This window comes from Photorhabdus sp. RM322S, assembly GCF_042879395.1.
Taxonomy (GTDB): domain Bacteria; phylum Pseudomonadota; class Gammaproteobacteria; order Enterobacterales; family Enterobacteriaceae; genus Photorhabdus; species Photorhabdus khanii.
In genome coordinates, this window is the sequence record NZ_JBHFKW010000010.1 from 74696 (window position 1) to 96112 (window position 21417).

Below are 21417 nucleotides of genomic sequence, written 5' to 3' on the forward strand. Positions count from 1 at the left end.
TAAGTAAACAAAAATAAACCCCGAAAACCAGGTTAATAAAAAGTTAATATAATAGTGATAATTTTATTTGAAAAAATATTAACATATTGATTAATAATAACAAAAAACAAATTTAGCAAAGATATTGTTACTGAGATCACAATTAAAATTAACAAATACATTAACATATTGCAACAAGTCGATTTGTGGTTTATTAATATATTAATAAATGCATCTTAAAGCTGTCTGTTTAAGCTCAGAGGAGTCGTTAATGAAAGGCACTGTCTTCGCCGTAGCCCTCAACCATCAGAGTCAGGTCGATTTCTGGCATGACTCATTTCAGCAAGCGCCTTATAACACCCTGCCTAAAACCCCGATATGGTTTATCAAACCGCGGAATACCGTTATCACCTCCGGTGACGTTATTCCCCATCCTGCGGGAGAAGAGGTTCAGAGCGGCGCAACACTGGCGCTGGTGATAGGTAAAACCGCCCGTAAAGTCACCGCTGAAAACGCAGCCGAATATATCGCAGGTTATGCATTAGCTAATGAAGTCAGCCTGCCTGAAACAGCGTTTTATCGCCCGGCCATTAAAGCGAAATGTCGTGATGGTTTTTGCCCTATAGGTCAAATGATCAACCCTGAATCAGTTGATGCACTGGACATCATTACTGAAATCAATGGGCAGGAAGTTGATCGCTGGTCAACCACTGATCTAGTGCGTTCAGCCGCAGAATTAGTCGCGGCATTAAGTGATTTCGCCACCTTGAAGGAAGGTGATGTGATCCTGCTTGGCACTCCGCATCAACGGGTTTCCATCAAACCAGACGACAACGTGGTTATCCGGGCAGCAGGTTTCCCACCGCTGGAGAATCAGGTTGTGCAAGCAGGAGAAGAAGCATGAAACACGCAAGAGTTCGTTATCAGGGTCAGGATCTGAATGTGACGGTTGATGATCAGGAAAATGTCTGCCTGCCAGATGGCAACAAAGTCAGCAGTGAATTCGTCCAATGGCTGCCACCCGCCGACGGAACCCTGTTTGCCCTCGGTCTGAACTACGCCGATCACGCCACTGAACTTGAATTTAAGCCACCGGAAGAACCACTGGTTTTTATCAAAGCATCCAATACGCTGATCGGCCATCGTCAGGTTTCCGTTCGCCCGGATAATGTGGAATACATGCATTATGAATCTGAGCTGGTGGTTGTCATCGGCAAAACCGCCCATAAAGTCGCCAAAGAACAGGCGATGGATTACGTTGCCGGATACACGGTTTGTAACGACTACGCGATCCGTGACTATCTGGAAAACTATTATCGCCCTAACCTCCGGGTAAAAAGCCGCGACACGCTGACCCCCATCGGCCCGTGGATCATTGATAAAAAAGATGTACCAGATCCGCATAATCTGACATTAAGCACCTGGGTCAATGGTGAATTGCGTCAGCGCGGCACCACCGCCGATCTGATCTTCGATATCCCATTCCTAATCGCCTATCTGAGCGACTTTATGACGCTGCAACCGGGAGACATGATCGCCACTGGGACACCAAAAGGGTTGTCTGATGTCGTACCGGGGGATGAAGTGATTGTTGAGGTTGAAGGCGTTGGGCGTCTGATCAACCGTATTGTCAGCCAGCAAGCGTATGAGGAGAGCCTGTCATGACGACGGTTAATCATTGGATCAACGGCAAAAACGTCAGCAGTAAAGAATATTTTGCAACCACCAACCCGGCTAGCGGTGAAGTGCTGGCTGAAGTGGCTTCTGGTGGTCAAGAAGAGATTGATCAAGCGGTTGCCGCGGCAAAAGCAGCCTTCCCCAAATGGGCTGATCTGCCGATGAAAGAACGTGCACGCCTGATGCGCCGTTTAGGCGAACTGATTGATGAGAATGTGCCTGAAATCGCGGCAATGGAAACTAAAGATACCGGTTTGCCTATTCATCAAACGCAAAATGTCCTGATCCCACGCGCTTCTCACAACTTCAACTTCTTTGCTGAGATTTGTCAGCAAATGAATGGCCGGACCTATCCGGTTGACGACAAGATGCTCAACTATACGCTGGTGCAGCCAGTCGGTGTTTGTGCGCTGATTTCGCCGTGGAATGTGCCATTTATGACCGCGACCTGGAAAGTCGCCCCCTGTTTGGCACTGGGTAACACTGCGGTGCTGAAAATGTCAGAACTCTCCCCATTAACTGCAAACCGTCTGGGAGAACTGGCGCTGGAAGCCGGGATCCCTGCCGGTGTTTTAAACGTAGTGCAAGGATACGGTGCTACTGCCGGTGATGCATTAGTGAAACATCACGATGTTCGGGCAGTCTCTTTTACCGGCGGTACCGCAACCGGCCGCCAGATCATGAAAAATGCCGGTCTGAAAAAATATTCAATGGAGCTGGGGGGTAAATCGCCGGTTCTGATCTTCGAAGACGCCGATATTGAACGCGCACTGGATGCCGCGCTGTTCACCATTTTCTCTATCAATGGTGAACGTTGTACCGCCGGTTCACGCATTTTTATTCAAGAAAGCATCTACCCTGAGTTTGTGCAACGTTTTGCTGAACGTGCGAATCGTCTGCGGGTTGGCGATCCACAAGATCCCGGCACGCAGGTTGGTGCGCTTATCAGCAAACAGCATTGGGAAAAAGTCTCCGGTTACATTCGTCTGGGTATTGAAGAAGGGGCAACGCTGCTGGCCGGCGGCCCAGATAAACCCACTGATTTGCCGGAACACCTGAAAGGTGGCAATTTCCTGCGCCCAACAGTGCTGGCGGATGTCGATAACCGTATGCGCGTTGCGCAGGAAGAGATCTTCGGCCCGGTCGCGTGTTTGTTGCCATTCAAAGATGAAGCAGAAGGTCTGCGTCTGGCGAATGACGTGGAATATGGTCTGGCTTCTTACATCTGGACTCAAGATGTCAACAAAGTATTGCGTCTGGCCCGTAATATTGAAGCAGGCATGGTATTCGTCAATACCCAGAATGTTCGCGACCTGCGCCAGCCATTCGGCGGCGTGAAAGCCTCCGGTACCGGTCGTGAAGGCGGTGAATACAGTTTTGAAGTGTTTGCAGAGATGAAAAACGTCTGTATCTCTATGGGGGATCATCCCATCCCGCGTTGGGGGGTATAACGGTTTCATCAGCGTTAACCACGGCGAATTCCGGTTCGCCGTCCTGATATAAAATGAGGATTTTATGGGTAAGTTAGCGTTAGCGGCCAAAATTACACATGTGCCATCAATGTATCTGTCTGAACTACCGGGAAAACATCATGGTTGCCGTCAGGGAGCCATTGACGGGCACAAAGAGATTAGCCGTCGTTGCCGTGAAATGGGTGTCGATACAATTATCGTGTTTGATACCCACTGGCTGGTGAACAGTGCCTATCACATTAATTGTGCCGACCATTTCTCCGGTATTTACACCAGTAATGAATTGCCACATTTCATCCGCGATATGAGTTATGAATATGACGGCAACCCTGAATTGGGACACATGATCGCGGAACAGGCGCGCAATATGGGCGTGCGCGCTCAGGCACATGAAATCCCAAGCCTGACACTGGAATACGGCACGCTGGTACCAATGCGTTACATGAATAGTGACCGACATTTTAAAGTTATCTCTATCTCCGCGTTCTGTACTGTTCATGCTTTTGAAGACAGTCGTCGTCTTGGGGAAGCCATTCTGAAAGCAATTGAGAAATATGACGGCACAGTTGCTGTGCTGGCCAGTGGCTCCCTTTCTCACCGATTTATTGATGATCAACGCGCAGAAGAGGGCATGAACAGCTACACCCGCGAATTTGATGAACAGATGGATCGCCGGGTGGTACAACTTTGGAAAGAGGGCAAATTCAAAGAGTTCTGCAAGATGCTGCCGGAATATGCGGATTACTGCTACGGCGAAGGCAATATGCACGATACCGTGATGCTGCTGGGCCTGCTCGGTTGGGATAAATATGACGGTAAAGTGGAATTCCTGACCGAACTGTTCCCCAGTTCCGGCACCGGGCAAGTTAACGCGGTATTCCCGTTGCCTGATGATATTACCGATGAGCAAGCCACAGCCTGATTTGGAGTCACCTATGCCACATTTTTATGCTGAATGTACGGAAAATATCCGTGAACAAGCCCATCTGCCAGCGCTGTTTGCCAAAGTGAATCAAGCACTGGCAGATACCGGCATTTTTCCATTAGCAGGAATACGCAGCCGTGCTATCTGGCTGGATACCTGGCACATGGCTGACGGTCAACATGATTACGCTTTCGTCCATATGACGCTGAAAATCGGCACCGGGCGCAGTCTTGAAAGCCGTCAACAGGTTGGCGAGATGCTATTCAGCCTGATCAAAGAACATTTTGCCTCACTGATGGCACAGCGTTACCTCGCCCTCTCTTTTTCGATGGAAGAATTGGACCCGGTACTGAACTACAAACAAAACAACGTTCACGCCTTGTTTCGTAAGGAACAGTGATGCCGAAGCCCTTTAATCAACATCCCCCGCGCTGGCTTATCCCGTTATTGGGTGCGCTGGTGGCATTCGGGCCTTTGTCGATTGATATGTACCTGCCAGCCTTGCCAGAAATGGCAAGGCAACTACAGGCGACACAAGGGCAAATGCAATATACTCTAGGCGCGTTTTTCGCCGGTTTTTGTATTGGCATGCTGTTATATGGCCCACTGAGTGACCGTTTAGGACGCAGAAAGCTGTTGCTCAGTGGCATGGTGTTATTCGTCGTCGCCAGTGTGGCATGTACATGGGTGACGCAAGTTGAACATTTGATTTTACTGCGTGCATTACAAGCATTTGGCAGCGGCGCAGCCGTTGTTATGGCCAGAGCCATCGCCCGTGATATCTATCGCCCTGCGGAATTACCCCGGGTGCTGTCACTGATGACGCTAGTGACGATGATAGCACCACTTATCGCCCCCTTACTCGGTGGCTTACTGTTAACCTATTTCAACTGGCAGGCCATATTTATTTTACTGACGCTGGTTGGCTGTATCAGTGGGTTATTATTATTATTTTTGTTGCCAGAAACGCTGCCTGCCAATAATGACGGTGGAAAACTTATCTCCGCGTTTAAAAACTACGGCAAATTACTGGTTGACCGTGAAGCCATGGCGACTATCGGCACATTGGCATTCACTTGTGCCGCCATGTTCGCTTTTATCAGTGGCTCGCCTTTCGTCTATATCGATTATTTTCAGGTTCCGGCCAACTACTACGGATTACTGTTCGGCTGTAATGCACTGGGCATGATAGCGATGGTGCTGTTCAATGTCTGGTTATTGAAAGTTTACAGCCTTTCCCGTCTGTTATTGATCCAAACCAGCGCTCAATTACTGTTTGGCATTTTGCTGGTTATTTTTTATCAGCAAAACCTGACTGTTATCGTTATTTTGGTTGTACTGGTTATATCGCTGGTTAATGCCATTGGTACTAATAGCCTCTCTTTATTACTTCAACATCGTGGTCAACTTGCCGGCAGCGCCAGCGCACTCGCTATCTCTTCGCAATTCGCGATGGCGGCGCTCGCCAGCGTTGCCGTCTCTTTATTACAAGATGAAACCCCTTTTGCTATGGCCCTTGTGATAGCCGTTTGCGCCGGGTTGAGTTGGTTATGTCAGCTACTGGCAACTTCTCACCAACAGACGCAATCCATCCAAGTGTTTTTAGGAGAAAAAAACAATGACAAATAATGTGAATACAGAACTATTACGTCAGCAGGCTTATATCAACGGGCAATGGCTCGATGCCGATAACAAAGTCACGTTTAAGGTGACTAACCCGGCAAATGGCGAGGTAATTGCACAAGTCAGTAATATGGGCGCAGCGGAAACCGAACGGGCAATTGCCGCCGCTCAACAAGCCCTGCCTGCCTGGAGAGCCATGACCGCCAAACAACGCAGCCAGCTTCTGCAACGCTGGTTTCGGTTAATGATGGAGAATCAACAGTCTCTGGCAGAATTGTTGAGTCTGGAGCAAGGGAAACCGCAGGCGGAAGCGATGGGAGAGATCGCTTATGGTGCCAGTTTCATCGAGTGGTTTGCGGAAGAAGGTAAACGTACCTACGGTGAAACGATCCCAAGCCCGCTGCCCGGTCGCCGGATCATCACGATCAAACAGCCTATCGGCGTTGTCGCCGCCATTACGCCGTGGAACTTTCCTAATGCCATGATCGCCCGCAAAGTTGGCCCGGCACTGGCCGCTGGCTGTACTCTGGTACTGAAACCCGCCGCAGAAACGCCACTTTCAGCTCTGGCTTTAGCCGCGCTGGCTGAACAAGCAGGCATTCCCGCAGGCGTACTGAATGTTGTCACGGGAAAAGAGGCTAAGGCCATCGGTGGTGTTATGACCCAAAGCCCGATTGTGCGCAAACTCTCGTTTACCGGCTCAACCAGTGTCGGCAAATTACTGATGGCCCAAAGCGCCGATACCGTGAAAAAGCTGTCACTGGAACTGGGTGGCAATGCGCCATTTATCGTTTTCGATGACGCAGATATTGATGCCGCTGTACAGGGCGCACTTACCGCTAAATTCCGCAACAGCGGTCAAACCTGCGTTTGTGCTAACCGTATCCTAGTGCAGGAAACTATTTATGACACCTTCGCAGAACGTCTGGCACAAGCAGTCAGTGCATTACAGGTTGGCCCAGCCAGCGACGTCAAATCACAGCAAGGCCCGCTAATCAATCAGGCAGCCGTCGATAAAGTGCAAGAACACATTAGTGATGCCGTTTCTCATGGCGCACGCATACTGGCTGGCGGCAAACCACACGCTCTGGGCGGCTTGTTCTTCGAACCTACCGTGCTGGTTGACGTCACTGAATCCATGCTTATCTCCCGTGAGGAAACATTCGGGCCTATCGCCCCTCTCTTCAAATTCCGTGATGAGGCAGAAGCCATTCATCTGGCAAATGATACTGAATTCGGCCTGGCAGCTTATTTTTACTCCCGTGATATCGGCCGGATCTACCGTGTGGCTGAAGCGCTGGAAAGCGGCATGGTCGGCATCAATGAGGGCTTGATTTCTAATGAAGTCGCTCCATTCGGCGGCATTAAACAATCGGGGCTGGGGCGCGAAGGTTCACGTTACGGCATCGAAGATTATCTGGAAGTGAAATATCTCTGCTTTGGTGGCATAGAGGACACAGGAGCTTAACCGCATGTTACAGAAAGAAGTCGTATCACAGGTTGCACACCGTCTGCATCAGGCAGAGAAAAGTTGTCAGCAAATACGCCAGATCTCGTTGGATCACCCTGAAATCACTATTGACGACGCTTATGCCATCCAGCGTGAATGGGTGAATTTGAAAATTGCGGAAGGTCGCGTACTCAAAGGCCACAAAATTGGCCTGACTTCCAAAGCCATGCAAGCCAGTTCACAAATCAGCGAGCCAGACTATGGCGCTCTGCTGGATGATATGTTTTTCCCTGATGGCAGCGATATTCCCTGCGACCGCTTTATTGTGCCCCGTATCGAAGTCGAACTGGCCTTCATACTGGCAAAACCACTGCGTGGCCCAAACTGCACTTTGTTTGATGTTTACAATGCGACAGATTATGTCATTCCGGCGCTGGAGTTGATCGACGCCCGTTGTCACAACACCGATCCGGAAACCCATCTCCCACGCAAAGTGTTCGATACGATTTCTGATAATGCCGCCAACGGCGGAGTGATTATGGGCGGCCGCCCGATTAAGCCAGACGAGCTTGATCTGCGCTGGATCAGCGCCCTGCTCTATCGCAATGGAGTGATTGAAGAATCCGGCGTTGCGGCAGCAGTGCTTAATCATCCAGCTAACGGTGTTGCGTGGTTAGCAAACAAACTGGCACCACACGGTGTTCAACTTGAAGCAGGGCAAATCATCCTTGGTGGCTCTTTTACCCGCCCGGTTCCGGCACGTAAAGGGGATACTTTCCATGTGGATTACGGCGCACTGGGTTCCATCAGTTGCCGTTTCGTTTAAGGAGAAAATATGGATCGATTAACCAACAAATTTAAACAGGCATTAAAAGCAGGCCGTCCACAAATCGGCTTATGGCTGGGGCTTTGCAGCCCCTACAGTGCAGAATTAGTGGCCGGATCCGGTTTCGACTGGCTATTGATCGATGGCGAACATGCGCCGAACAACGTTCAGACGATTCTGAGCCAATTGCAAGCAGTTGCACCTTATCCAAGCCATCCCGTTGTACGCCCGCCCTGGAATGATCTGGTGATCATCAAGCAGTTGCTGGATGTGGGTGCCCAAACCTTACTCATCCCCATGATACAAAACGCCGAACAGGCTTACGAAGCGGTTCGTGCCACCCGTTACCCACCGGAGGGTATTCGTGGCGTAGGCAGCGCTCTGGCAAGAGCTTCTCACTGGAATCGAATTCCTGATTACCTGCATCGTGCCAACGATGAGATATGCGTTCTGGTTCAGGTAGAAACCCGTGAAGCACTGCGTAACTTGCCGGAGATTCTTAAAGTAGACGGTGTGGATGGTGTTTTTATCGGCCCGGCGGATCTAAGTTCCGATATGGGTTTTACCAATAATCCACATCACCCCGAAGTGAAAGCGGCGATTGAGCAGGCTATCGCTCAAATCAAAGCAGCGGGTAAAGCGCCGGGTATTCTGATGTCAGCCCCCGCTGTTGCCGAGCATTACCTGAAACTCGGTGCGTTATTTGTTGCTGTCGGTATCGACACAACTTTACTGGCTCGTGCGGCAGAAGCGCTGGCGGCACGGTTTGGCGCGGGCAAAGACCTTCCCGCAACGCCTGCATCCAGTGTTTATTAATCCTGACAATGACCAACATTAACAACCGATTTACCCGACAACCTTTTGATTTGCCATAACAACGTAATACAGATAAAAAAATAATAAGGAAAATGACAATGAGCGATTCATCCACTGCCGCGCAACAGTCGGATCTCCCGGCGGCTCAACATAAGCAGCTAACGGCACAACAGCAATCCATCATTAACAAGCTATTCCGTCGCCTGATTATTTTCCTGTTCGTCTTATTTGTATTCTCGTTTCTGGACCGAATCAATATCGGGTTTGCCGGCCTGACCATGGGTAAAGATCTTGGGCTGAACGCGACAATGTTCGGTCTGGCAGCAACCCTGTTCTATGTCACTTATGTCATCTTCGGTATTCCCAGCAATATCATGCTCAGTATTGTCGGGGCGCGACGCTGGATAGCCACGATCATGGTGCTTTGGGGGATCTCCTCCACTGCCACCATGTTCGCCACCGGACCAACCAGTCTGTACATCTTACGTATGTTGGTCGGTATCGCCGAAGCAGGTTTCGTACCGGGTATCCTGGTCTATCTGACTTACTGGTTCCCAGCTTACTACCGCGCCCGCGCCAATGCGCTGTTTATGGTGGCAATGCCGGTGACCATGGCATTTGGTTCTCTGGCTTCCGGTTACATTCTGGCAATGGATGGCCTCTTGAACCTTCACGGTTGGCAATGGCTATTCCTGCTGGAAGGTTTTCCTTCGGTATTACTGGGAATAATCGTTTGGTTCTATCTTGATGATTCACCAAAACGAGCCAAGTGGTTGACAGATGAAGATAAAAAATGCTTACAAGAGATGATGGATAACGACCAACCTGCTCCGGTTCAACCGACAGGCTCGGCAACTCATCAGGCAATGCAAAAACGCAGTATATGGCGTGAGATTTTCACCCCAATAGTGCTGATGTACACCCTAGCCTATTTCTGCCTGACCAACACACTGAGCGCGATTAATATCTGGACGCCACAGATTGTACAAAGTTTCAATCAGGGCAGCAGTAACATCATGATCGGTATTCTGACCGCCATTCCTCAGTTTTGTACCATTATCGGGATGGTTTACTGGAGTCGCCGTTCAGACCGGTTACAGGAACGTAAAATGCATACCGCTCTGCCCTATCTGTTCGCTGCCGTGGGCTGGATATTGACGTCACTGACCAACCACAGTGTCATTCAGTTGATTGGGATTATTATGGCTTCGACCGGTTCATTTACCGCAATGGCCGTCTTTTGGACAACACCGGATCAATCCATCAGCTTACGCGCAAGAGCGATCGGCATTGCGGTTATTGCCGCCACGGGTAACATAGGTTCAGCACTCAGCCCGTTATTAATCGGCTGGCTGAAAGATCAGACCGGGAGCTTTAATACGGGTCTCTATTTTGTAGCCGGATTACTGATCATTGGCGCAGCCATTATCCAGACGATCCCAATGAAACATGCCAGACCGAGAGCAACAACGTAATTTTCAATAATAAAGGAAAAACCAGCATGACCGGGCCTATCATTGCCAATATTGATATCAGCAAAGATTATGATGAGACCCAAGGCACAGATGATGTGCATTACCAAACTTTTGGCCGAATGGCGGCATTTTTCGGTCGTGATATGCAAGCTCATCGTCATGACGGTTTCTTCCAACTTCATTTTTTGATCACCGGCCATATTGAATTGCAGTTGGATGATCAACACTATTCTGTACAGGCACCGCTGTTTATCCTGACGCCGCCCTCCGTTCCTCATGCTTTTTTTACTCAGGATGACAGTGACGGATATGTACTTACCGTGCGGCAAGATCTGATATTACCGCTATTAGAATCACTCTATCCTACCAACAAAGATATTCTGGATATTCCGGCTATTTGCTTATCTGTCGCAGATAAACCGGAAGAGCTGGAAGCTTTTAACCATTACTGGGCATTAATAGCCCGCGAATCATCCAATAACTTTATCGGGCGGACGCAATCACTGACATTTTTAGCGCAAGCGCTATTCACCCTGCTATTGCGCAATATTCCCCTTGATGACCATCCCGTCAATGGGGTACGGGGAGAAATTAGATTATTTCAGCGATTTAACCAATTAATAGACAACTATTATCGTCATCATCTTTCCGTACCGGAATATGCCCATAAGCTAGGCATTACCGAATCGCGGTTAAAGGATATGTGCCGTCGGTTTGCCAATCGCCCACCTAAACGATTAATTTTCGACCGTCAACTACGTGAAGCCAAACGGTTATTACTCTTCAGTGATTGCGCTGTATTTGAAGTTGCTTATCAGCTTGGATTCAAGGATCCCGCCTATTTTGCCCGTTTTTTTAATCGATTAGTTGGCTGTTCTCCCAGCCTTTGGCGAGAAAAAAATACTCGCGAAATATAAACACCAATACTATTTATAGCAAGATAGGCACTTTTTATTCTAACCGTAAGGAAAATATGAAACTTGAAAGTTTTAATATCGAACGAAAATCTTTACTTTAAACTACAAATGAGGTGATGATTACTTCGCTATCTTTTTTTCAAATCTTTATATTTTCTGCTATCAACTCACCCCAAATTTAATCATTTTTGTTACAAAATCTCTTCCCAGAATTAAAATTATGAATATACTGGAGTTATACGACTTACTGGAACTATTAAGGATAAGTTAATGGCGACCGGAGTGCCGATACTAAGGAAAAACCGCTATTTTACTATTTGTGGAAATAGAGAAAAGACAATGCATTTAATAATGAGAATTTCAGAATGAGCAGATTAGCTATCGCTTTAGCTTTAAATATCAGTTATGCCATTTTTTGTGCGTTATTTATATTTTTGATGTCTTATTTAGAAGAAGAACACTACGTAGTTGGTAAGGATTTAAATAACATCTGTGCTATTTATAGCGCGCTTATAGATGATAACCGTGATCTATTTGCACCAACATGCTTACTGATTATATCGCCATTAATTTATGCAACTGCAAAGAAAAGATTCAAATCACGTTCCCTTAATGTCATTACATTTACGTTACTGGGATATTGGATATGGCGGTTTTTTATCAGACTCATGGTATGTATTTAAAATAATTTCGAACAGTTAGGTAGCAACTATCAGATGCTACCTGAATATCCTGTCGGTCTTAAACTCCATTTTATACTTTGATTTTATGACAATCGTGGCATTTAAAAACCACGTATTTCCTGATATGCAAATCACAGAATTAAAAATATCTTTATAAACCTCTCTTCATGAAAAAATAACCATCTCATCATCACTAACCATATGATATAAAAAGATAAATAACCTGATGGCATTGATAATATTGACCCTATTTCTTCGCCATATTCCTTTTGTATCCGCCTTATTAATGTAAATTATTTCAAATTTACAAATTTTTGGTTGATTTTTCCACACACCCTACAGGAGAATCGAATAAACAGTATAAGGAGCAACCAATATGGCGAATATAATCTATTTAACACTGAAAGGTAAAAAACAGGGTTTAATCTCCGCTGGCTGCGGCTCCTTAAACTCTATCGGCAATCATTACCAGCATGGTCATGAAAATGAAATTTTCATTTACACTCTTCAACATTTAATGACCCGAGAGCAACATGCTTCTCATCATCCGGTCATGATAATAAAGCCTATCGATAAATCTTCTCCTTTACTGGCGCAATGTTTTTCTGAAAATGAAGAACTGGAATGTTTATTTGAATTGTACCGAACATCACCAACCGGAGGGTTAGAAAAATACTATTCTATCAGGCTAGGCTATGCTTTTATATCCAGCATAAAAACCAATTACCCGCACTCCAAAGACAATAATTCAGGCACACCACAAGAAGTTATCTGTTTTACTTACAAGAATATCACCTGGAACAATCTTGCTTGTTCAACGGGTTCTTACAGCTTCTGGGATGACAGGATCTATTAACCATGAATAACGCCAATTATTTGACTGATGATGCTGTTGATTCAGAATCTGAAAATGGGTTACGCATTGTTTTATCGCCGGTTCAGTTGGCAGCGATTCTGTCGGATAATACCGTTACTGAAGAAGAAACCTGGAGTAACCGAATATTAGGGGGTGCGGGTTTAGCCGCCGGGGTGGTTGAACTTATTGGTGCAGGTGGTCTCTGCCTTGCACCCGACCCGACAACGCTAACTAAAGCGGCCTGTGTTATTGTCGGGGCACATGGTCTTGATGTCATGAATGCTTCTGCCAGTCAAATGATAACCGGCAGAGAAACAATGACGGAAACTTATCGTGCGGCGGTAGATTTAGCGAAAGAATTTGGTGCTGATGACTATACCGCGTCTGAAATAGGTCTTACCGTTGATATTGCTGTACCGTTATCATTTGCTTCAATAGTGGGAGCTGTTAGGGTTGCCTCTGTACGAGTAGGCAGAATTAAATTAATTGAGCATGAGTCAGAGACAGGGTTAAAACCGGGTGGTCATACTTTGGCTAAACATGTTGGGTTATCGGAGCAGGAGTTGAGGGAAAGGCTAGTAAGCATATCTAGAGCAAGTACTTTTTACAATCAAGATGTAGCAGAACAAGTGATTTCGAAAGCTCTAAAAGCAAATAGGATACATATAGAGAATTGGGCTAAATATGCTCTTCCAGAAGGAACCACTGCGCCTATTGAATACGTTTCAAGTACTTCTATTGGTTTTGGTATTACCAGGGGATCACGATATGTAGACAAATTATATAAAGTCAAGGTTGTTTTACAGTACTCTGAATACAACGGTCAACCCTATTATATATTAACTGCATTTCCAGTATATTAGGATTTACAAAGAAAAACTTTAAAAGACTAAGATTATACATTCCAACATATAAAAGGTTTAATTAAAATGAACGGACAATATCCATTTCTAGACATCTTAGTAGGTGCTTATTTTTGTCAAGATTATGACTTATTGTATGGAGAAACTATGGATGAAGTCATAGATTGCTTTCTTAATGTTGCAACTCATGAAATGATTAAGAAATTAATAGAAGAGATTGACTCTTTTATTAACATTTCAGAAGATATAGAGAAAGATTTTGACGCTCTTTATTATAGTGACTTCGACCCAGACTTTTGGGATACTGCTACAGCGCTTGGTTTTTTAAACTATGTATCCAAAAGAGCTCGAGATTATCTAAACAAGCATACTGAAAAGGAAGTTTAGCTTATAAACGGACAATATCCATTTCTAGACATCTTAGTAGATGTTTATTTTTGTCAAGATTATGACTTATTGTATGGAAAAACTATGGATGAAGTCATAGACTGCCTTCTTAATATTACAACTCAGGAAATTATTAAAAATATTAATAAAAGAGATTGACTATTTTATTAACACCTCGAAGGATATAGAGAAAGACTTTGACGTTCTCTATTATAGTGAATTCGACTCGGATTTTTTTAATTAAAATTTATGGAGAAGAAAATGGAACTAAATCGTTTAATGTTTGCTTATTTCAATCAAGATTTTGATATAATATCTGGCCCTGAGCTTGATGACGTTATAAATGACTATCTTGATACTGCAAGTGAAGCAATGAAAAGAGAGTTAATGAAGGAGATAGAATCCTTTATCCAGAATTCAGAAGATATAGAGAAAGACTTTCAAGTACTCTATTATAGCTCTAGTTTTTGCCCTAAATTATGGAATACCACAGCATTTGAATTTTTTAAATACGTATTGAAAAAGACACAAGATTGTTTAGATAAATATTAAAGTATTCTTGAATGCAACAATAGAAAAGGAGGTTTAATTTGATGAACGAACAGTATCCTTTCCTAGATATTTTAATGTACGCTTATTTTAATCAAGACTATGCGATAATATCTGGACCAGAGCTCAATGATGTTATAGATGAATTTCTTAATGTTGCGACTCAGGGAATGATAAAAGGGCTAATAGAAGAAATCTATGATCTTATTGACACATATAAAGACGTAGAGAAAGGGTTTGATTCTCTCTATCACGACTCTGATTTTTTCCCTGAACTGTGGGACACCACTGCGCTTGATTTTCTAAATTACGTCTCTAAAAGAGCGCAAGAATTTTTAAATGAACACCCTGAAAAAGATGAATAATTAAAACATTCTTAACACAACAGTAAATAAAGAGGTTAAATATAATGGAAATGAGAGAAAAATTGCAGTACATAGATAAGCTGAAAAATGCTATTGATAAGAATGATTTTGAATCATTTCACGCAATATTCAATGAGTTGCAAGGAAACTTCCTTAATATTGCACCGCTAATATTATTAGACAATCTTAATCATCTTATCCGTGACGCTAAAAATATAAAAGGATGTTTTAGCAACCATCATTATGATGCAACTGATCCAAAGTTATGGGAAACTATTAGCGCCATATTAGAACATCTGAATCAGTCATCAAAAATAATGCAAAGTTATATAAACAAACACCTTGAAAAGGATAAATAAATAAACCTTGAATCCATAAAATGTTCAAATAAAAAACGCTTTTGAAGGTAATCAATTATATATTATATTTCAAAAGCGTCATTCAATAATAAAACACTATATATTAGCTGAATTTTCAGAATGAAAATCACATATAAAAAATAACTTAAATATAATAATAAACATAAACACAGCATTGCAATAATATTAGAAAATATTATTTTTATCCAAAGAAATTATTTATCTTGCGAAACAGCAATTAACTATAAAAATATCCTCAATTCTATTCATAATAGGAACAATAGAACATATCAATTATTTTGTCTTTAATTACAAACAGTTAGAGGAAAAATTAAAATAATGACATATAGTGACTTTAATTCTAATATATGGAAAAATATTACGATAGCTTTTTTAAATTACACACTCCCAAAAGTAAAAGATTATTTAGATAAAAATGAACAAATAACCGGTCTAACTAAATGAGAAAACTATGCAAAAAATCACATTAATTACAGGTGGATCACGCGGCATTGGTCGCGCAACGGCTTTTTATCTGGCAGAAAAAGGACATCATATTGGTATTGGTTACCATACCAATCAAGACAAGGCTCTGGAAGTCATTGAAATTATCCGTCGGATGGGGGGTAAAGCTATCGCAATCCAGGTCGATGTCGCTGATGAAAAACAAGTTATCGAACTTTTCCAGAGAACCGATACAGAACTTGGATGCATAACCGGTTTGGTCAATAACGCCGGAATACTTAAACCACAGGCGTCGATTGAGCAATTAACCGCTGATCGCTTAAATGATATTTTCGCCACCAATGTCGTGGGCAGTTTTCTCTGTGCACGGGAAGCCGTGAAAAGAATGTCTTTACGGCATGGTGGTCAGGGTGGATCAATCGTCAATGTTTCATCAGCAGCATCCCGGCTGGGAGCACCGCATGAATATATTGATTACGCGGCATCGAAAGGCGCAATTGATACTTTAACAATCGGTCTGTCTCTGGAAGTCGCAGATCAGGGAATTCGGGTAAATGCCGTTCGCCCCGGATTTATTTATACTGATATGCACACCGATGGCGGCGAGCCAAACCGGGTTGAACGGGTAAAAAATTCCCTGCCGATGAAACGTGGCGGACAACCGGAGGAAGTCGCCCAGGCTATAGCCTGGTTGTTGTCAGATGAAGCCTCATACGTCACCGGGAATTTTATTGACTTGGCCGGAGGGAAATAAAGCAACATGCAGGAAGAAAGCCAGAAAATAAAAGACGATCCCTATTTTCCATTACCCCCAAGTTAATATCTAGAGTCTACTATTAATTATCTGGACTAGCATATCAATACTAAGGCTGATTGCTGCTATCCGGATAAATAATATGCCGAAACGCTTATCCAGCTTAATGGAGATAAAGCTGAAATTACAGAAATTATTAAATATAACAAAGAGGTAAGTCATGAAAAACATTGATCCAACACTTTATCAACACACGCCCACCGTCAGCGTCTACGATAACCGTGGCCTGACTATCCGTGACATCGGCTTTCATCGTACCGTTGCAGGAGGTGATACGGATACCCGTATTAGCCGCCATCAATATGATGTTCACGGACGTTTGATCCAAAGCATTGACCCACGTCTCTATGATATTAATTCAACAAAGCCTAATTTTACCTGGGAATATGATTTGACCGGCAATACCCTGCGAACAGAGAGTGTCGATGCAGGGCCTACTGTCACCCTCAATGATATTGAAGGTCGTCAGGTCTTGCTTGTAACGGCAACCGGTGTTACCCAGATCCGGAAATATGAAGCTGCCACCCTGCCCGACCGCCTGTTATCTGTAAGCGAACAGGCCCCAGAAGAAGAAACACCTCGCATCACTGAGCTCCTTATTTGGGCCGGCAATACGCAGGCAGAAAAAGACTATAACCTTGCCGGTCAGTGTGTACGCCACTACGACACAGCCGGGCTGAATCAACTGGAAAGCCTGTCATTGACTGGAAACATTTTGTCTCAGTCCCGTCAGTTACTGACCGATGGGCAGGAGGCAAATTGGACGGGAGACAGGCAGACAAAACTAAACAAAGAAACTTACACAGCACGAAGCACTTTTGATGCTACCGGCGCGTTACTGACTCAGACCGATGCAAAAGGCAACATACAGCGTCTAACCTATGACGTAGCCGGGCAATTAAAAGGTAGCTGGCTGACGGTGAAAAACCAAAGTGAGCAAGTCATTATTAAATCCCTGACCTATTCCGCCGCAGGCCAGAAACTGCGTGAAGAACACGGTAATGGCGTTATCACTGAATACAGCTATGAACCTGAAACCCAAAGGCTTATCGGTATCAAAACCCATCGCCCGTCAGATACCAAAGTGTTACAGGATTTACGCTATCAATATGATCCGGTAGGCAATGTCATCGGTATTCGTAATGATGCAGAAGCCACACGCTTCTGGCGCAATCAGAAAGTGGTACCGGAGAATACCTATACCTACGATTCCCTGTATCAACTTATTAGTGCAACAGGGCGAGAAATGGCCAACATCGGCCAGCAAAGCAGCAACCAGCTTCCTTCGCCGATCCCCCTTCCAACTGATAACAGTACATATACTAACTATACCCGTACTTATCATTACGACCGTGGTAACAATCTGGCTCAAATCCGGCACAGTTCACCCACTACCCAAAATAACTACACCACAGATATCACCGTCTCGAATCGCAGTAACCACGCAGTGCTGAATTCACTGACTACTGATCCGACACAGGTAGATACATTGTTCGATGCTGGCGGACATCAGAAAAAACTACTACCGGGACAAGATCTGATCTGGAATGCTCGGGGTGAATTGCAACAGGTCACACCGGTGAGCCGTGAAAATACCAGTGACCGGGAATGGTATCGCTACGGCAACGACGGCATGCGACAATTAAAAGTCAATGAACAACAGACCAGTAACAGCACACAGCAACAAAGAGTGACTTATCTTCCCGGACTGGAACTGCATACAACGCAAAATGGCGCAACTACATCAGAAGATCTGCATGTTATTACCGTAGGTGCCGCAGGCCACGCGCAGGTACGGGTACTGCATTGGGAAACTGCGCCACCAGCCGGTATCAGTAATAATCAATTCCGTTACAGCTATGATAATTTGATTGGTTCCAGCCAGCTCGAACTAGATAGCGAAGGGCAAATTATCAGTCAGGAAGAGTATTACCCATTCGGCGGTACAGCGCTGTGGACGGCAAGAAACCAAACAGAAGCCAGCTATAAAACCCTTCGTTACTCAAGCAAAGAGCGGGATGCAACCGGACTCTACTACTACGGCTATCGCTATTACCAGCCATGGGTAGGCAGGTGGTTAAGCGCTGATCCGGCGGGAACCGTGGATGGTCTGAATCTGTACCGGATGGTGAGAAATAATCCAATTACTTTATATGATAATGATGGTTTGGCGCCTCCACGAGTGAGACCCCGTCATCCTGATTCAGAGGGGGAATCAGAAAGCGAAGATAGTAGCATTGGTTATCGTGCATTAAGATCTGATGAGCAACCCTCTATACATGGCCTTCGTTCTCCAACAGGAGCAAATCCAAAGATTTCTGCTTATGCTCATGTCAGAGCAGGGACAAAAGCAAAAGTCAAATCCAGTTGGATTTCCTATAGCCGCTCTTTGAAAGTTGCAGCAAGCTGGGCAGCCGTAAGTGGTAGCGGTAGAGTTGTTAAGTTCCGAATAAAGAAAAGTAACCGATCTTTTGATCTAACAAATAAAAGCGATCAGATAAGAATGCTTCAGGAACAAGCTACTTCATCTCACAGTGAAATAAATCTTGATCCTAATAAACACCCAGCAATTAACTTTGCTAAAGGATCTCAGGAGGGACTTGTTTACGAAAAAGTTAATAAATCACAAATTATCGCTGAATACCAGGCTGAAAAAATTACAGAATCTGAATATTCTGAATATAAGGGTTTGAAAGAAAAAAGTACTCCTGATGATGCGTGGAAGTTAATAAAATCGCGGACAACGGTTAAAAAAACGATTGAGGGAGTGAAAGTTAAAACCACACCAGAACCCGTATTGATAACAGAAACTTACAATGAGAATAGTTTTTTAAATCAAGCCAGAGGAGAATGGGATGAATTACAGAAAAAAGCATCACCGTTATTAATAGGACATTTAGAAAGTGAAGGATTATCACCATACGAAATGGATTATATTTCAAATAAATCTGAATATAAGAAATATCGTGAAGATGTTCGTAATAGTATTGCTAAATATAGAAGCAACCTACGTAACTAAATAATATAAAAGCTTTTGAGTCTGAACATAATCCCGTTCAATTACTCTCATCTCACTAATGGTGACCGTCCAAACGGTCACCAAACTCGATAATAAATAGATGCACCTTAGCCACAAAAACATCGCCTGGATCACACTTTAGTCACAAATCGCCATTTCCCAACGAAAAGTACCAGCGAACCTTCCAAAAATCTATTCAAGAAAAACCGTTCTGAGGCTTCAATTAAGAAACACAAAACAAACATTAAATTAACATTTCCGTGCCAATATTGATTATATTTATATCAAGACCGGCGCTTTTTATTCAGACTGTGAGGTAGACATGAAACCAGAAGATTTCCGCGCCGATAAAAAACGCCCGTTTACCGGTGAAGAGTACCTGAAAAGCCTTCAGGATGGCCGAGAAATTTATATTTATGGTGAGCGCGTAAAAGATGTCACCACACATCCCGCGTTCCGCAATTCTGCTGCCTCAGTCGGTCAGTTGTACGATGCCCTGCACGCGCCTGAAACCCATGATGCTTTATGCTGGAATACCGATACCGGCAACGGCGGGTATACTCACAAATTCTTCCGCTTTGCCACTTGTGTTGATGATCTGCGCCAACAACGTGACGCTATCGCTGAGTGGTCACGTCAGACCTATGGCTGGATGGGCCGTTCACCTGACTATAAAGCGGCATTCGGCAGTGTGTTAGGCGCATTCCCTGAATATTATGGTCAATTCGCTGATAACGCCCGTCATTGGTATAAAAAGATTCAGGAAACGGGGGTTTATTTTAACCATGCAATCGTTAATCCCCCCATCGATCGCCATAAACCCGCTGATCAAACCCGTGATGTTTTTATCCAACTGGAAAAAGAGACGGATGCAGGTATTATCGTCAGCGGCGCAAAAGTGGTCGCGACCAACTCGGCTCTGACTCACTATAACTTTATCGGTTTTGGTTCCGCGCAAGTCATGGGAGATAACCCTGATTTCGCCCTGATGTTTGTCGCCCCAATGGATGCCGATGGGGTAAAACTGATTTCCCGCGCGTCTTATGAACTGGTAGCCGGTGCGACGGGTTCCCCGTTCGATTATCCTTTATCCAGCCGCTTTGATGAAAACGATGCGATTCTGGTGATGGATAAGGTCCTTATCCCTTGGGAAAATGTGCTGATTTACCGTGATTTTGACCGCGCACGTAACTGGGCGGTTAAGGGCGGTTTCGCCAGCCTGTTCCCACTACAGGCTTGCGTGCGTCTGGCGGTGAAACTGGATTTTATTACCGCCCTGCTGCAAAAGAGCCTGGAGTGTACCGGCGTGATAGAATTCCGCGGTGTTCAGGCAGATCTGGGTGAAGTGGTTGCCTGGCGTAACCTGTTCTGGTCGCTGAGTGATGCTATGTGGGCAGAAGCCAAGCCGTGGCAAGGCGGTGCTTATATGCCGGATACTCAGGCAATACAAACTTACCGCGTGATGGCCCCAACCGCTTATACGAAAATTAAAAATATTATTGAAAAAAACGTCACCAGTGGCCTGATTTATCTGCCATCCAGTGTCCGTGATATGCATAACCCAGAAATTAATAAATATCTGGAGCGATATGTTCGTGGTTCCAACGGTATAGATCACGTTGAACGAATCAAAGTGTTAAAACTGATGTGGGATGCCATTGGCAGTGAATTCGGTGGTCGCCATGAGTTGTACGAAATCAACTACGCCGGCAGCCAGGATGAAATTCGTCTGCAATGTCTGCGCCATGCCAACGGTTCCGGCAATATGAAGAAAATGATGGATATGGTTGATCGCTGTCTTTCCGACTATGATCAGAACGGCTGGCTCAGACCACACTTATACAACAATAACGATATTAACCAGTTAGATACGCTGCTGAAATAATCGGTAGCAGGA

21 protein-coding genes are annotated in these 21417 nt (G+C 44.7%); all 21 read left to right on the forward strand.

What is annotated here, in order from left to right:
• Window positions 1-250 precede the first annotated feature (250 nt).
• The 21 genes from ACGF63_RS08345 (at window position 251) to hpaB (ending at window position 21405) form a co-directional block, all read left to right on the forward strand.
• Complete coding sequence (locus tag ACGF63_RS08345; protein ID WP_152963041.1) at window positions 251-883, forward strand: fumarylacetoacetate hydrolase family protein; 633 nt, start codon at window positions 251-253, stop codon at window positions 881-883.
• Window positions 880-1644: a fumarylacetoacetate hydrolase family protein gene (locus ACGF63_RS08350; protein ID WP_166286480.1), complete on the forward strand. Its 765-nt coding sequence runs from the start codon at window positions 880-882 to the stop codon at window positions 1642-1644. Before ACGF63_RS08345 ends, ACGF63_RS08350 begins: the two co-directional genes overlap by 4 nt.
• Entirely contained in the window at window positions 1641-3107 is a 1467-nt protein-coding gene (gene hpaE, locus ACGF63_RS08355) for a 5-carboxymethyl-2-hydroxymuconate semialdehyde dehydrogenase (protein WP_152963043.1), read from the forward strand. The genes ACGF63_RS08350 and hpaE overlap by 4 nt, the downstream gene beginning before the upstream one ends.
• A gap of 64 nt (window positions 3108-3171) precedes the next feature.
• Window positions 3172-4050: a 3,4-dihydroxyphenylacetate 2,3-dioxygenase gene (gene hpaD / locus ACGF63_RS08360; protein WP_152963044.1), complete on the forward strand. Its 879-nt coding sequence runs from the start codon at window positions 3172-3174 to the stop codon at window positions 4048-4050.
• 13 nt (window positions 4051-4063) lie between these two features.
• Entirely contained in the window at window positions 4064-4453 is a 390-nt protein-coding gene (locus ACGF63_RS08365) for a 5-carboxymethyl-2-hydroxymuconate Delta-isomerase (protein WP_036849917.1), read from the forward strand.
• Window positions 4453-5682 (forward strand): Bcr/CflA family multidrug efflux MFS transporter, encoded by a 1230-nt coding sequence (locus tag ACGF63_RS08370; RefSeq protein ID WP_081738283.1) that lies wholly within the window; start codon window positions 4453-4455, stop codon window positions 5680-5682. The genes ACGF63_RS08365 and ACGF63_RS08370 overlap by 1 nt, the downstream gene beginning before the upstream one ends.
• Complete coding sequence (locus tag ACGF63_RS08375) at window positions 5672-7144, forward strand: NAD-dependent succinate-semialdehyde dehydrogenase (RefSeq protein WP_036849914.1); 1473 nt, start codon at window positions 5672-5674, stop codon at window positions 7142-7144. Before ACGF63_RS08370 ends, ACGF63_RS08375 begins: the two co-directional genes overlap by 11 nt.
• A gap of 4 nt (window positions 7145-7148) precedes the next feature.
• Window positions 7149-7952, forward strand: a complete 804-nt coding sequence (hpaH, locus tag ACGF63_RS08380; protein WP_387630050.1) for a 2-oxo-hept-4-ene-1,7-dioate hydratase — start codon at window positions 7149-7151, stop codon at window positions 7950-7952.
• Between the two features lie 9 nt (window positions 7953-7961).
• The gene (gene hpaI / locus ACGF63_RS08385) at window positions 7962-8768 is read left to right on the forward strand and encodes a 4-hydroxy-2-oxoheptanedioate aldolase (RefSeq protein ID WP_036849910.1); all 807 of its coding nucleotides are present in this window, start codon (window positions 7962-7964) and stop codon (window positions 8766-8768) included.
• A gap of 98 nt (window positions 8769-8866) precedes the next feature.
• Window positions 8867-10243 carry a 4-hydroxyphenylacetate permease gene (gene hpaX / locus ACGF63_RS08390; protein WP_387630053.1) on the forward strand — a complete coding sequence of 459 codons (1377 nt, stop codon included), beginning with the start codon at window positions 8867-8869 and terminating at the stop codon, window positions 10241-10243.
• Window positions 10244-10269: 26 nt separating this feature from the next.
• Window positions 10270-11160: a 4-hydroxyphenylacetate catabolism regulatory protein HpaA gene (hpaA, locus tag ACGF63_RS08395; protein WP_152963049.1), complete on the forward strand. Its 891-nt coding sequence runs from the start codon at window positions 10270-10272 to the stop codon at window positions 11158-11160.
• 365 nt (window positions 11161-11525) lie between these two features.
• Window positions 11526-11843, forward strand: a complete 318-nt coding sequence (locus tag ACGF63_RS08400) for a YjeO family protein (RefSeq protein ID WP_132355038.1) — start codon at window positions 11526-11528, stop codon at window positions 11841-11843.
• Between the two features lie 376 nt (window positions 11844-12219).
• The gene (locus ACGF63_RS08405; RefSeq protein ID WP_036849901.1) at window positions 12220-12699 is read left to right on the forward strand and encodes an Hcp family type VI secretion system effector; all 480 of its coding nucleotides are present in this window, start codon (window positions 12220-12222) and stop codon (window positions 12697-12699) included.
• A 2-nt stretch (window positions 12700-12701) separates the two neighbouring features.
• A complete protein-coding gene (locus ACGF63_RS08410; RefSeq protein ID WP_387630058.1) occupies window positions 12702-13562 on the forward strand; it encodes an RNase A-like domain-containing protein in 861 nt (286 codons plus the stop codon).
• A 66-nt stretch (window positions 13563-13628) separates the two neighbouring features.
• Window positions 13629-13949 carry a contact-dependent growth inhibition system immunity protein gene (locus ACGF63_RS08415; RefSeq protein WP_132355035.1) on the forward strand — a complete coding sequence of 107 codons (321 nt, stop codon included), beginning with the start codon at window positions 13629-13631 and terminating at the stop codon, window positions 13947-13949.
• 261 nt (window positions 13950-14210) lie between these two features.
• Window positions 14211-14501 (forward strand): contact-dependent growth inhibition system immunity protein, encoded by a 291-nt coding sequence (locus ACGF63_RS08420; protein ID WP_132355034.1) that lies wholly within the window; start codon window positions 14211-14213, stop codon window positions 14499-14501.
• A 41-nt stretch (window positions 14502-14542) separates the two neighbouring features.
• Entirely contained in the window at window positions 14543-14863 is a 321-nt protein-coding gene (locus ACGF63_RS08425; RefSeq protein WP_387630062.1) for a contact-dependent growth inhibition system immunity protein, read from the forward strand.
• Between the two features lie 44 nt (window positions 14864-14907).
• Entirely contained in the window at window positions 14908-15222 is a 315-nt protein-coding gene (locus ACGF63_RS08430; RefSeq protein ID WP_387630065.1) for a hypothetical protein, read from the forward strand.
• A 472-nt stretch (window positions 15223-15694) separates the two neighbouring features.
• The gene (locus ACGF63_RS08435; RefSeq protein WP_387630067.1) at window positions 15695-16441 is read left to right on the forward strand and encodes an SDR family oxidoreductase; all 747 of its coding nucleotides are present in this window, start codon (window positions 15695-15697) and stop codon (window positions 16439-16441) included.
• A 220-nt stretch (window positions 16442-16661) separates the two neighbouring features.
• Window positions 16662-19520 (forward strand): RHS repeat protein, encoded by a 2859-nt coding sequence (locus ACGF63_RS08440; RefSeq protein ID WP_387630069.1) that lies wholly within the window; start codon window positions 16662-16664, stop codon window positions 19518-19520.
• A 322-nt stretch (window positions 19521-19842) separates the two neighbouring features.
• Window positions 19843-21405: a 4-hydroxyphenylacetate 3-monooxygenase, oxygenase component gene (gene hpaB / locus ACGF63_RS08445; RefSeq protein WP_387630072.1), complete on the forward strand. Its 1563-nt coding sequence runs from the start codon at window positions 19843-19845 to the stop codon at window positions 21403-21405.
• Window positions 21406-21417: the final 12 nt, after the last annotated feature.

Coding starts and splice junctions, on each gene's coding strand:
- ACGF63_RS08345 (WP_152963041.1), top strand. CDS start 251: ATGAAAGGCACTGTCTTCGCCGTAGCCCTCAACCATCAGAGTCAGGTC.
- ACGF63_RS08350 (WP_166286480.1), top strand. CDS start 880: ATGAAACACGCAAGAGTTCGTTATCAGGGTCAGGATCTGAATGTGACG.
- hpaE (WP_152963043.1), top strand. CDS start 1,641: ATGACGACGGTTAATCATTGGATCAACGGCAAAAACGTCAGCAGTAAA.
- hpaD (WP_152963044.1), top strand. CDS start 3,172: ATGGGTAAGTTAGCGTTAGCGGCCAAAATTACACATGTGCCATCAATG.
- ACGF63_RS08365 (WP_036849917.1), top strand. CDS start 4,064: ATGCCACATTTTTATGCTGAATGTACGGAAAATATCCGTGAACAAGCC.
- ACGF63_RS08370 (WP_081738283.1), top strand. CDS start 4,453: ATGCCGAAGCCCTTTAATCAACATCCCCCGCGCTGGCTTATCCCGTTA.
- ACGF63_RS08375 (WP_036849914.1), top strand. CDS start 5,672: ATGACAAATAATGTGAATACAGAACTATTACGTCAGCAGGCTTATATC.
- hpaH (WP_387630050.1), top strand. CDS start 7,149: ATGTTACAGAAAGAAGTCGTATCACAGGTTGCACACCGTCTGCATCAG.
- hpaI (WP_036849910.1), top strand. CDS start 7,962: ATGGATCGATTAACCAACAAATTTAAACAGGCATTAAAAGCAGGCCGT.
- hpaX (WP_387630053.1), top strand. CDS start 8,867: ATGAGCGATTCATCCACTGCCGCGCAACAGTCGGATCTCCCGGCGGCT.
- hpaA (WP_152963049.1), top strand. CDS start 10,270: ATGACCGGGCCTATCATTGCCAATATTGATATCAGCAAAGATTATGAT.
- ACGF63_RS08400 (WP_132355038.1), top strand. CDS start 11,526: ATGAGCAGATTAGCTATCGCTTTAGCTTTAAATATCAGTTATGCCATT.
- ACGF63_RS08405 (WP_036849901.1), top strand. CDS start 12,220: ATGGCGAATATAATCTATTTAACACTGAAAGGTAAAAAACAGGGTTTA.
- ACGF63_RS08410 (WP_387630058.1), top strand. CDS start 12,702: ATGAATAACGCCAATTATTTGACTGATGATGCTGTTGATTCAGAATCT.
- ACGF63_RS08415 (WP_132355035.1), top strand. CDS start 13,629: ATGAACGGACAATATCCATTTCTAGACATCTTAGTAGGTGCTTATTTT.
- ACGF63_RS08420 (WP_132355034.1), top strand. CDS start 14,211: ATGGAACTAAATCGTTTAATGTTTGCTTATTTCAATCAAGATTTTGAT.
- ACGF63_RS08425 (WP_387630062.1), top strand. CDS start 14,543: ATGAACGAACAGTATCCTTTCCTAGATATTTTAATGTACGCTTATTTT.
- ACGF63_RS08430 (WP_387630065.1), top strand. CDS start 14,908: ATGGAAATGAGAGAAAAATTGCAGTACATAGATAAGCTGAAAAATGCT.
- ACGF63_RS08435 (WP_387630067.1), top strand. CDS start 15,695: ATGCAAAAAATCACATTAATTACAGGTGGATCACGCGGCATTGGTCGC.
- ACGF63_RS08440 (WP_387630069.1), top strand. CDS start 16,662: ATGAAAAACATTGATCCAACACTTTATCAACACACGCCCACCGTCAGC.
- hpaB (WP_387630072.1), top strand. CDS start 19,843: ATGAAACCAGAAGATTTCCGCGCCGATAAAAAACGCCCGTTTACCGGT.